We start from the raw sequence: 11,655 nt of genomic DNA, 5'->3' as shown, positions 1-11,655 counted from the left end.
TGCGGGGACAACGCAGCGATGGAGAGTTTCTTCGCACTCCTGCAACGCAACGTGCTCGACCGCCAACGCTGGGACACCCGCGAGCAGCTTCGGATCGCGATCGTCACCTGGATCGAACGGACCTACCGCCGCCGGCGCCGGCAAGCCCGCCTCGGTCGGTTGACGCCTGTCGAGTTCGAAGCAATGATCAACACCGCCGCTGCCGCGGCATGACACCCAAACTGTCACCTATCCGTGCAGCAGTCCCCATCGGCAAATGCATTGCTTCTATAGAAGTGTGCCCACCGAACGCTGACGACGTTCGGTGGGCACACTTGCGCCCTATAGCGGCGCTAATTCGATACAACCGGCAGCTCGCCCTGCTCATGCTTCGCGCGTAACACCTTCTTATCGAACTTGCCCACGCTCGTACGCGGTACCTGCTCCACGAACGTCCAGTTCTTCGGGATCCACCAGTGTGGGATCTCCTCCGGGCAATTTCTTAGGCACCACTCGTGAAGCGTGTCAGCCGACACCTTGCGACCCGGTACCGGAACCACCACGGCGAGAGCTGTTTCCTGCCACCGGGGGTCGGGCATCGCGACAACCGCGGCCTCGGCGACATCTGGGTGCGACATGATCCAGTTCTCGAGCTCCACTGACGAGATCCATTCGCCCCCTGACTTGATGACGTCCTTGGACCTGTCGGTCAGCGTCAGGTACCCGTCCGGGCTGATGTGTCCCACGTCTCCGGTCCGCAACCAGCCATCCCGAAACCTCTCGGCGTCCTCGAGCCGGTAGTAGCTGCCTGTGACCCACGGACCCCGCACTTCGAGTTCGCCGACGGACTTGTCGTCACGGGGAACCGGCAGGCCGCCCTCGTCGATGAGGCGCATCTCCACCCCGCAAATTGCCCGTCCCTGTCGCTTGCGGTACGACATTTCCTTTGTGGGGCTGATCCCGGCGGGAGGCCGACTTACCGCTGCAAGCGGGGACGTCTCAGTCATGCCCCACGCCTGGATAATCTGTACGCCGAAGCGGTCCGCAAACCCTTCGATCAACGACTGCGGGACAGGAGCTCCACCACAGGCGACAAGGTCGATTGATGACAAGTCGACACCCGGATTCGCGATACCGTACTGAAGAAGATCGTTCCAGATTGTCGGTACTGCTCCTGCCTTCGTGGGGCGATGCTGTTGGATCAAGTCGGCGAGCGGCGCCGCTTGAAGGTATCGATCAGGCATGAGCAAGTCCGCGCCGGCCATCAGCGACGCGTAGGGCAGACCCCAGGCGCTGGCATGAAACATCGGCACGACGGGAAGTACACGATCGGCTTCTGCGATCGCCAGAGCGTTACCAGTACACGCTGCAATGGAGTGCAGAAACACCGAGCGATGACTGTAGACGACCCCCTTGGGATCGCCTGTAGTGCCGCTCGTGTAACACATACCCGCAGCCGACCGCTCGTCGGGATCGACCCAAGAGAACATTGGTGATTCTGCTGCGAGCGCGTCATGGTATCGCATCACGGTCACGCCGTGGCCGTCGAGCGGGGAGGTGTCGCCGTCGCCGGTAACGAACACAACCCGAACCGTCGCCAAGCCCGGTAAGACCGCCGCCAACAACGGCACCAGCGACCCGTCCACAATGATGACCTTGTCTTCGGCGTGGTTCGCGATGAACTGCAGCTGAGCCGGTGACAACCGGATGTTCAGCGTATGCAGCACCGCGCCCATCGCGGGTACCGCAGCGTACGCTTCGAGGTGCTCCTGGTTGTTCCACAGCATGGTTGCCACGCGGTCGTCGCCGACCACGCCGACCCGGCGCAGAGCATTCGCCAGACGTGCGCATCGCTCTTCGAGATCGCCGTAGGTTGCGTACCGGGCAGAGTCGCTCGCGGAATAAGTAATCACCTGCCTATCAGTATGATTGGTTGCGACGTGACGCAGTATCGATGACACTGTCATCGGCACCTCCTGCATGGTGCTTTTCATCAAATTCTCCTTTCGCGGCGGACGCTGGATCATTCGGCAGGTCCGTAATCCTGGATCTGCCAGCCGTTCTCGGTCTTCAGCACGACTACTTTCAACAGTGTGGGGAGTTCGCTCGGCTGAGGGTTCTGAACATTCTGGGTCTTCTGGGTGGCGAAGACCAGCACCGTGTATTCCCCCCGGTTCTCGCTGGCGCTGCCGGTGACACTGGTCGCCAGTACGCGTCCCGACGCTTGGACCTTGGCCTGTTCCATGATTTGGGTCAGGGTGGGTTCGACATCGTCGTATCGCTTGACCAACGCATCGCTGGCATTCTCTTTCACTTCGGTAAAGAATGCGCCGGTGTTTTGGTAGCTGTAGGTGAGCGACTTTGTGGTGTAGTCCGATGCTGCCTGCGCTGCCTGCGCTCGTTGTGTGGCAGCGTTCTCCGCGGACGTCTTTGCTTCCCTCATGTCAATGTAGAGGTAAGCAAAGAGGCCGGCCAGCACCGCGAGTGCCACCACGAAAGCGCCGGCGGCCACCGCCTGGACGCGTGCTGATCTCCATCGGTGCCTGGCATCGGACGTCGGGGGGCTTGCCTCGTCCGGGGCGGGACCGTCTTGGGACGTCGCAGATTCTGTAGCACCAGTGGCGTCGCTGCGATCTGCTTTGTCGGAAGCCGCAGTCAGCTTATCCTCAGCGCTGCTGTCCTTGGATTCTGGTCCGTTGTCTTGTGCCGTCATTTGCTGCCTTCTGTGAATGCTGGTGTAGGAGGTATCCATCGGGCGTCAGCGAGGTGATGGCGTGACGGCGATCGGAATCTGCGCCTGCCCCCGATGTGACGCTGGGAATGTTCGAGCCAGAAGATCACCGATCGATCCGAAGTCGATGTATGTGTCTGCGACTTTCGCCGTCGCCGGCTTCACCGCGCGGGTAATGGCGACAATATCGGGCTGGAGTATCTGGATGTAGCCGCTGAGCTTTTCCACTAGCTTCAGGATCGGTGGCCATTTGTCGTAGGACGTAGAAGTGAAAACGATGAACGCACGTTGGATCCTCGCCAAACCGTCGACGGCATCCGGGGTCCGGACCGACGCGGTGCTGAGCACACCGCCCACGTTCGACATAAGGCCCAGGAGGAACTCGGCATTGTCCGCAGTGGTACGGACGGCACCGTCGTCACCGACGAAGTCCACGAGGCGGTGCATCATGTCTCCGATCGTGTCGAGGTCCTTTTGCCGGCCGTCGACTGCCGCCGAGATCGTTTCGTTGATGGACTGAATCGATGCTGGATCGAGCGCGTCCGCCACTGCCGACATTTTCGGGAGCACCTGGGGAACGGATTGCGACACGCGGATGGCGCCGGCGGGCACTAGGTCCCCACTACGCAAGTACTCACTGGTGGTTGTGCCCGGTGGGATGAAATTGATGTATTGTTCTCCCGCGACCGAGAGGTTCTGAATCGTCATGACACTGCCGCGAGGAATCTTATAGTCGGAGTCGATGGACATGTCGACGGCGAGCTGATTACCTGTGACGCGAATAGATGTCACTTTTCCCACCGGCACCCCCTCTAACATTACCGGTGATGTGTCTAGAAGGCCGCCCGAGCTCTCGAGTATGGCCGAGATCGCGTAGTCGGTGCGGAACGGGTTTACCCGTGCCACGTCGATGATCAAGTATGTCGCTCCGACGAGGAGAACGAGGACAAGGGCAACCAGCGATACGAGGGTGCTGCGGATCATGGCATCATTCCGATCGCTCGCAAGACGGTTATGAACGACTCGGCATCACGCCGCGCCAGTTCTCGGCCATCGATAGACACATCGGAGACGTTGATATCTGGCGAGCTGACGAATGGGATGAGCCTTTCGCGTATTACACGAGCCGCCTTGTCGGAAACATCCTTGGAGTAGATGTCCGAGTACGCGATGGACGCGACCACTGGCGCGATCGCGCCCACCGTTTCCTTGATGCGGGAATACTCAGGGTCGACGATACGGCCTGCGGATACCGCGAAGTCGCGCAGATTAGCGATGAGTAGCGCTACGTCAATTAGCGAGTAGCCCAGACCATAAAAGTTCACTCCCCCCTTGGTCAACATTCGGTCTGTACCTGACGGGTCGGCCAGGATCACTTTGAGTGTGCGATCGGCTGACTGCAGGATTACGTCGAGTTTGTCGGTGTTGGCAGACACCTCAGACACGGTGCGCAAGGTCGTGCGGTAGAGCGCATCGAACTGGGCGGGGTCACTCGGAAAAGTCGAGTTCAGCGTCGATATCGCGGTATGGATTTTATCGAGTTCACCCCCGCCCAATACGTTAGCCATACCCCGCATCACGTCCTCGACGTTGGCAGCCGGTTCGGTGCGTGAGAGAGGTATTACCGATCCCGCGCGCAGCAAGCCTTGGGTGGACTGCTGTGCAGGGGGAAGGATGGCCACATAAATCTCGCCCAGGAGAGTGTCTTGGCGGAGTTCCGCGCGCGAATCTTCCGGCAGCTGGGCGTCTTTATCAATTCGGGCAGCAACCAGCGCGTGGCCTCCGTCGTAAGCGACGCTGGTGACGGCACCGACGTCAATCCCTCGAGAGAGGACTTTGGCACGGGCAGGCAAGTTCAGAGCACTCGTGAACTCGATCTCGATGTCGTAGCCGTCTCGGGCGGATGATCCACCGATGGTCGGCGGGTTGTCAGCACTGATGCTGCAGGCGGCGAGGGCGATAGTCGCTACGAACAGCGTCACGATCGCGGCCGTGACACGACGAAGGTAGCCGTAGATCATCATCGAGGTTGCCCTCCGATCAAGTTGGCGATCGTCGCCGCTTCGTTACCCGTCGCGCAAACGTCCTTGACGGAAGGAGGAGCGCACGCGTTCTTGAGGGCCTGCAGTGGTACAGATATTGCGAATGCCCGCAGGATCGACTTCGCATCTGGATGCTCAACGATGAGGTCAGCTGTTCGAGCGGCGACGGACGCAAGTATGTTTTCTTGCTTGCCCGCTTGCGAGAGGAGGGGAACCGCAGCATCTCCAAGTGAGAAAATAGGTGGCCCGAAGTCAGACGATAGGCGCGACAGGATAGGGACGAAGGTGCCTGCGTACTCTGTTGCGGCGCCGAATGTTTGACCGAAAGCAACAATCACCTCAATTGCGCCTACGAAGTTGTCGAATAGCTGGGTCACCTCAGTACTGTTTTCGGTGGCAACACCGGTTAAGGTGGCGAGATTGGCTACAATCCTGCGTATCTGGCTATCACGCCGGGTCGGATCGTTGATTAGCGTGGCCGAGTCCTGGAGAATGCCGGATATATCACCCTGGGTCCCTTCCATGTTTTTCGAGACGAGTGTAAGTGCCTGAAGAATCGCATCCGTGTTACGTCCGTCGTCCTTGACGAGTTCGTCTGAAAGAGTGCTGATCGCGTCGAGCGTTTGACTAATCCCCAGTGGAGTCCTGGTCTTTTCCAGTGGGATACACTCAGCCGACTTGTAATATTCTCCGCCACGATAGGGATGGGTGAACTCGATTTGTCTTTCGGTGACAATCGAGGTGGACACCAGGGTCGCACCCACATCTGCGGGAAGCGGCACGGTCTTGTCGATCCGCATATCGACACGCACACCTTTCTGTCCCTCCTCGTGAATGCCTACGACCCTGCCCACCTTCTTGCCGAGCATCGCGACGGAATTGCCTTCGTACAGACCTGATGCGTCAGAAAACTCCGCACATAGTGATCGCGTGTCGTCGTCGGCTGTCGCATAGTCGATTCCGACGCCGCCGATCACTACTGCCAGTGTGACAATGGTGGCGATCGGGATCAGATGCCGACGCATCCGCTCCGTCAACATTTGTTATCACCAATCGGGATACAGACGCGGACGGTCGGTTCAGGACTCGCAGGTCCGACCTGCGGAGCATTGAGGAGAATGCTCAGTCTTCTGGTGATCTGATCGACCTGGGCCAGCGCGTCTTGGTAGGCGGGCATCTGGGCCGACACCTTGTTTAGAAGGATCTTAAACTGCTGTACCGATGGTTCTATACCGTCGCGGTACGCGACAAGCGGCCGGGTCAGCAACTTAAAAAGACGACGTAGATAATCGAACCCGCTCTGGACGTTGGCGATGTCTGGTCCAAGGGTGCGGGCAAGGAAGCTGAGCTGGCGTAGGAAGTCCACGAGTACCTGCTTGCGGTTTGCGAGGGCAGCGACATACTCGTCGGACAAAGCCACCGTCTTGTCGAGTTGTGCGTACTGACGCTCCAGCAAGTCCATCAGGCTGCTCGCGTTTTGCAGGGCATCAGGGATATTGGTGTTTCCGTCGGAAAAGGCATCCTGTAGCAACGCCGCCGTGCGCCGTAGATCAACACCACGCACGTCACGGAACACCGGTGTAGATGTCTCCAGGGTGCTGGAAATATCATAGGTGCTGCCTGTCTGCACCAGTGGGATCGCGCCGTCAATGGCCGACGGGCCTGAACCTGGGTCGAGGTCCAATACACGTCCACCGATAGGGGTGAGGAGACGGACGTTCGCCGTCGCGTCCGACCGAACGGCAATCGAGTCATCCAGCCGGAACCGCACGGTGATGAACGTTCCGGTCAGGTCGACCGACGCTACCTTGCCTTTCCTGATCCCGGCGATACGTACCTGGTCGCCAGCTTCCAATCCGCCGGTATTGACTAACTCCGCGCTGTAGATAGTTTGTCCGGGCGGCGAGATATACACAGCTCCGGCGGCGACGAGACCGGCCACCGTGACCATCGTTACGACCCCCGCCAGGATGAGGTCCCGCCGACGCTGCGGGCGGTGATGCGGACGCTTGCCGAAGAAACGGGTCACTGGCACACCACCAGTCGTTGACCCATCAGGGCGATCTGCACTGTTCTCGGTAGGTCGAGCACCCCTCGGGCACACCCTGCCGCCGAGGGCGGGGGAGTCGCGTTGGATGTTGCGGCCAGGGCGTCCAGGAGCGGCTTCAGGAGAACGGCACCATTCAGTAGGCCTTCTGTATCCCCTGGCTCCCGCACTAATCTCTGAAAGATAGCCGCGAAGCTGGTGTCGTAGGTCGACTCGATCTGCTCACCGGCGAGTACAGTCTTTGCCATCGAACGGTTGACCTCTCGCAGCGAGGCCCGCAGTCGATCGCTCACGCGGCTGAACGCATCGACGATTGACCCCAATTTGTCTATCAACTCAACCAGTTCAGCGGAGCGCCCCATCAACTGGTCGGACACCTGCCCCAGGCTCGTCACAATATTGGTGATGATCTCTGAACGCTGGTTCCCGTAATCAGTGATGTTCGCGACTTGCTTCATGACTGGTGCGATACCTCGACCGTCTCCCTGGGCAACCCGTAGAAGGTTCGACTGAAGCTCGTTGATTTCCGCAGTATTCAATGTATCGAATACTGGTTTGAAACTGTTGAATAGTGTCGATACGTCGAAGGACGGGACGGTCTTCTCGAGTGCCACCTGTGTGATCGAGTCCTGGTCGGCGCCTTGTCCGGCATTGATGAGTTCCACATACCGCTGCCCCAGCAGATTTTGGTAACGCACAGCGGCAGTCGTCGCGGGGGTAATCGCGACACCGTCATCCAGTTGGAAACGGACGATCGCTGTTGAGCCCTCGAGATCGACAGCCGTTACATATCCCACTTTCACTCCAGCGAGTCGTACCCCGTCGCGGGGCTTGAGTCCGGAAGCGTCGGCAAACACCGCGGAACGCTGCGAACTGGGTGACCCTTCGTTGGTCGGCTGCAGAATCGCGATGATGACATATGAAAGGACTCCGATGAGAGCGATGAAAGCGACGATTTTAATGATTGTGGGTGTTAGCGACCTCAGAGTCATCGCGTGGCACCCCCCATTCTCAATGCGCCTTGTAGGGCAGGCGACGTCTGGACCACCAGTGCTAGCTGGAGCTGGACCCGTTCGTTGAATTTCGGCAAGGCTTTGTCGATGCCATCGAGGATCTGCGGGATCGTGTACACCGTGCGAACTAGCCCCGAGGCGGATCTGGCGACGGGCCGCGCTAGGTCAAGGCCGACGTCTAACAGCGAACTCAGGGCTGGGTAATTCTTATCGAGCAGGCCGCCGAGCCCACCGAAAAGAACCTTTCCCGTGTCGCCGAGATTACTCTTCGTGCGGTCGATGTTTTGTTGGGTGGCGAAAAAGTCAGCGATATCGACGTTCTTCAAGACGCCAGGGACAAACGGCGTCATGAAGTCGGCGACTCCGGTGGACAGGTTAGCCGCAATTCCTAGGTCCTCCCCGACCGGCCGTTTCTGGACATCTCGCGTGAGTTGCGCAATCTGGAGAACGAGTCTTCCGCTATCAGCCATTGCCTGCGAGTCCTCAACGATGAACCTCACTACCGCTTCAAATGAGGGCTGGTCCAGTGCCTCGACCAGCGTGGAGATCTTGCGAACAAGCGTTGACACCGAGGTCTGTTCAGATTGCAACCTGCTCACGTAGACACTCCCGCCGGAACCGATGGGTGGTCCTTGTCCAGGATCTACGATCTCCAGTGCAGTTGGTCCCAATGCGTTTGACGAGGTGTAGTTCACCGTCATGCCCTGCCGGAGAACTAGGTCGTTACCGGAACCGGTGAGGTTGATTTTGACCGCCGCGCCACGGTCTCGAACCGCGATGCTCGAGACCTCCCCCACGGTGAACCCAAGGTACTTCACATCCGATCCCCCCTTCAATCCGTCGCCTATCGCGTCGGTGTTGATGGTCAACGACGTGTGATCGCTGAAGTCGCCGTTAGCGTCACTTATCAGTAAGTAGGCAGCTATCGCGCCGAGGATCAATAGGGCGACCCCCCGAAGGGCCAGGTTCCCGTGCGACGGCTCGCGTCCGGACGGATCATGAAAGACAGCCACTGAACCCCCTACCCTGAAATCCGTACGCCGGAATCGAATCCCCACATCAGAAGGGTCAAGATCATGTCCTCCACGACGATGACTATGAGGCTCGTGCGGATCGCTCGACCGGACGCTCGACCCACCCCCTCAGCTCCGCCTGTGGCGAAGTAGCCCTGATAGCTATGGATAATCACTACAGAAATGACAAATACAAGAACTTTGATAAGCGAGAAGGCAAGATCCTGAGGTTTGAGGAACTGGTCGAAATAGAAATCGTAAGTGCCGCCGGATTGGCCGTGAACTTGTGTGACGACGAGTTTGGCGGCCCCGAATCCGAGAATAAGCGCGACGATGTACAAAGGAATCACGGTCGTGATCGACGCAACTACGCGAGTGCTGACGACGAATGGAATAGGACGTACCGCCATAGCCTCGAGAGCGTCGATCTCCTCGGAAATGCGCATCGAGCCGATCTCAGCTGTCAACCGGCAGCCGGCTTGTGCTGCGAACCCGATCGCCGCGATCATTGGCGCAAGCTCTCGGGTGTTGGCATAGGAAGAGATGAACCCCGTCAGTGAACCCATCCCTACGAGGTCCAGAGAGGCGTAACCCTGGATACCGATTGAGGCGCCGACGGCGATGCCGAGGATGGCGAGGACGATGGCCGTTCCACCACCGACCAAGACTGCACCTCTACCCCAGGCGAATTCTTGTATGTAGAGCAGGGTTTGGCGTCGGTAGGTGGTGATCACATGGCGGATGCCGAGGACCGCGGCGATCACAAAGGTCGCGACGTGCCCCAAGCGTTCAGGTACGTGTACAACTGGCGCGATCACGGCTTCGACAGGGCGGGTGGCGGCGGAGAACCTCCGGGAGGGAACGGTGGTCACGAGGCGTTTCTCATCCAATAGTTTGGGGGACGAACATGGTTGTTAATTGCGTGATAAAGACATTGATCACGAAGCATGCGACGACGCCCAGTACTACGGTGGCATTTACTGAGGTTGCGACGCCTTTAGGGCCGCCTTTCGTCGACAGGCCGCGGTGACAAGCAATCGTCACCACTACAAGTCCGAACACAAGCGATTTGCATAGAGCGACAACGATGTCTGTTATCGATGCGAACGAAGCGAACGAGGCGACGTAGCTGCCTGGTGTGATGCCTTGGACGTCGACGCTGATGGCGTAGCCCGCCAGCAGCCCGGTGAAGACGATTAGCATGCAGAGCAGCGGCGCGGTGATCAACACAGATACGAACCGGGGCGCTACGACTCGCCTGATCGGATTGAGTCCGAGTGTCTCCATGGCAGCAATTTCTTCGCGAATCGTTCGAGCACCCAAATCAGAGGCAATCGCTGATCCGGCCGCGCCCCCGAGTAGGAGGGCGGTAACGATGGGCGCTCCCTGTTGAATAATCCCGAGGCCACCAGCGGCGCCAGCTATTGACGTGGCCCCAACTTGCTGAGTGAGGCTACCCACCTGTACTGACACGATGACACCGAATGGCACAGCTACGAGAATCGCCGGCAGAGTTGTCACGACGATGACGAACCAGGTCTGCGATACGGCTTCGCGAAACGGAAATCGTCCTGTAGCAATGTCTACTGCTACCCACCGCAGGGCCTGACCAGCCAAGCCGACGGTGTTACCAAAAGTGGCAGCGCCGTCTAGCAGACGGTTGACGCCTGTGCCGGTGGTGATGGCCATCTCCCCCCCTAGTGCGCGTGGTGTGCGCCACTCCATTCGCGTGTGCGTAATGGACAGTATCAGGTACTGGCAGTATTACCTATAGTGGTGAGCACAGACCGTGTTCGGGACCGGTTCCCACACCTCATCGATCCCCCCGCACCCTGTTGCGTAGGTGGCGGGCTGAGTTAAGGACAACGATCAGAGATGACCCCCGAAGCAAGACTGCCGGCACACTCGTCCCAGTGCATGGGCTGCGGAAGCAGCAACCCCCACGGACTTCAACTTGAGGTCTACCGGAGCGGCGAGCGGGTGTACGCCGATCACACCTTCGACGAGAAACACCTCGGCGCGCCCGGGTTGGCGCACGGTGGCGCGATCTCGGCCGCCTGCGACGACATCATGGGTTTCACCCTGTGGATCGCGCGGACCCCCGCGGTGACCCGCACCCTGACCGTCGAATACCGCCGGCCGGTCCCGCTGCACACTCCCATACGTCTCACTGCCTGGATTGACCACGAGTCGGATCGCCTACTGCACATCGCGGCCGCCGGATCGTTCGATGAGCAAACGTACTTCACCTCTAGCGGTGTTTTCGTCAAGGTCGACGTTGCTCACTTTCGACGTTATGCCGACGTATCAACAATCGATGACTTCTTCGCCAACTTCACGCGGTCAGACTGACGCCGCACGCGTCTCCGTTCTGCGCGCCGCCAACTCTGCGAGGTACGCGACCACGTTCGGCGATCCACCGCCAGCGGTCAGGCTGCGACGGTCAACAGGGCTGGAACTGCAAACGCTCGGCCTTCCACTGCCGGTTCAGTAGCGACAGGAAAACAACACCGCAAGGACCGGCTTGACCGCGAGGGTCAGGCCGAGCGGATTGCCCGCCCACCAGTCGCGGCGCTGCAGCATCAGGCTCGTACACAGCGGCTGAACCATAACGGTCACCGGCAGCACTGTTCTCACAGGATTGGAGGGGAGGGCGGCGAGCTCCCTCGAATGTGCAGCTCTCTTCCTTCCGTCCTGGCTACAGTTGAACCGCCCCGGGTCTGTCGGAGGCTCTCGAACCTGTGAAGGATGGAGAGCATGGCAGCACCACGCAAGTACAGTGAGGAACTCAAGGACCGGGCCACCCGGATGGCATGTGAAGCGCGACGAG

Annotated in this window: 13 protein-coding genes; 2 read left to right on the top strand and 11 right to left on the bottom strand. The window is 59.4% G+C overall.

The genetic code is table 11. From position 1 onward, the window contains the following. The coding region (locus MHN80_RS25445; protein ID WP_239404113.1) for an IS3 family transposase at positions 1-213 on the top strand (213 nt) is incomplete at its 5' end. 119 nt (positions 214-332) lie between these two features. On the opposite strand, the gene MHN80_RS25440 is transcribed toward MHN80_RS25445, so the two are convergent. The 10 genes from MHN80_RS25440 to MHN80_RS25395 are packed head-to-tail and all read right to left on the bottom strand — an operon-like array spanning position 333 to position 10,514. After that, positions 333-1,973 (bottom strand): long-chain fatty acid--CoA ligase, encoded by a 1,641-nt coding sequence (locus MHN80_RS25440; protein WP_014928958.1) that lies wholly within the window; start codon positions 1,971-1,973, stop codon positions 333-335. A gap of 29 nt (positions 1,974-2,002) precedes the next feature. Further along, positions 2,003-2,731, bottom strand: coding sequence for a hypothetical protein (locus tag MHN80_RS25435; protein ID WP_223258800.1), 729 nt, complete (start codon positions 2,729-2,731; stop codon positions 2,003-2,005). A 6-nt stretch (positions 2,732-2,737) separates the two neighbouring features. Continuing rightward, on the bottom strand, positions 2,738-3,694 hold the full coding sequence (locus MHN80_RS25430) for an MlaD family protein (protein WP_004023297.1): 957 nt from the start codon (positions 3,692-3,694) through the stop codon (positions 2,738-2,740). Continuing rightward, positions 3,691-4,734: an MlaD family protein gene (locus MHN80_RS25425; RefSeq protein ID WP_004023296.1), complete on the bottom strand. Its 1,044-nt coding sequence runs from the start codon at positions 4,732-4,734 to the stop codon at positions 3,691-3,693. Before MHN80_RS25425 ends, MHN80_RS25430 begins: the two co-directional genes overlap by 4 nt. Next, positions 4,731-5,792, bottom strand: coding sequence for an MlaD family protein (locus MHN80_RS25420; RefSeq protein WP_004023295.1), 1,062 nt, complete (start codon positions 5,790-5,792; stop codon positions 4,731-4,733). Before MHN80_RS25420 ends, MHN80_RS25425 begins: the two co-directional genes overlap by 4 nt. After that, the gene (locus MHN80_RS25415) at positions 5,786-6,781 is read right to left on the bottom strand and encodes an MlaD family protein (protein ID WP_004023294.1); all 996 of its coding nucleotides are present in this window, start codon (positions 6,779-6,781) and stop codon (positions 5,786-5,788) included. The genes MHN80_RS25420 and MHN80_RS25415 overlap by 7 nt, the downstream gene beginning before the upstream one ends. After that, entirely contained in the window at positions 6,778-7,791 is a 1,014-nt protein-coding gene (locus MHN80_RS25410; RefSeq protein WP_004023293.1) for an MlaD family protein, read from the bottom strand. Before MHN80_RS25410 ends, MHN80_RS25415 begins: the two co-directional genes overlap by 4 nt. Beyond that, positions 7,788-8,825 carry an MlaD family protein gene (locus MHN80_RS25405; protein WP_004023292.1) on the bottom strand — a complete coding sequence of 346 codons (1,038 nt, stop codon included), beginning with the start codon at positions 8,823-8,825 and terminating at the stop codon, positions 7,788-7,790. Before MHN80_RS25405 ends, MHN80_RS25410 begins: the two co-directional genes overlap by 4 nt. 8 nt (positions 8,826-8,833) lie before the next feature. Then, positions 8,834-9,697 (bottom strand): ABC transporter permease, encoded by an 864-nt coding sequence (locus tag MHN80_RS25400; protein ID WP_014928961.1) that lies wholly within the window; start codon positions 9,695-9,697, stop codon positions 8,834-8,836. 10 nt (positions 9,698-9,707) lie between these two features. Further along, positions 9,708-10,514 carry an ABC transporter permease gene (locus tag MHN80_RS25395; RefSeq protein WP_014928962.1) on the bottom strand — a complete coding sequence of 269 codons (807 nt, stop codon included), beginning with the start codon at positions 10,512-10,514 and terminating at the stop codon, positions 9,708-9,710. Positions 10,515-10,700: 186 nt separating this feature from the next. Here MHN80_RS25395 and MHN80_RS25390 point away from each other — a divergent pair, with 186 nt between their 5' ends. Further along, complete coding sequence (locus MHN80_RS25390) at positions 10,701-11,177, top strand: PaaI family thioesterase (RefSeq protein WP_004023289.1); 477 nt, start codon at positions 10,701-10,703, stop codon at positions 11,175-11,177. Positions 11,178-11,312: 135 nt separating this feature from the next. Here MHN80_RS25390 and MHN80_RS25770 read toward each other — a convergent pair whose 3' ends face one another. Then, the gene (locus tag MHN80_RS25770; RefSeq protein WP_257881396.1) at positions 11,313-11,444 is read right to left on the bottom strand and encodes a hypothetical protein; all 132 of its coding nucleotides are present in this window, start codon (positions 11,442-11,444) and stop codon (positions 11,313-11,315) included. Positions 11,445-11,655: the final 211 nt, after the last annotated feature.

It is taken from the genome of Gordonia sp. McavH-238-E, from assembly GCF_022348225.1.
Taxonomy (GTDB): domain Bacteria; phylum Actinomycetota; class Actinomycetes; order Mycobacteriales; family Mycobacteriaceae; genus Gordonia; species Gordonia terrae.
The sequence above is the reverse complement of the archived record's forward strand: the minus strand, read 5'-3'. Positions and strand labels throughout refer to the sequence as shown.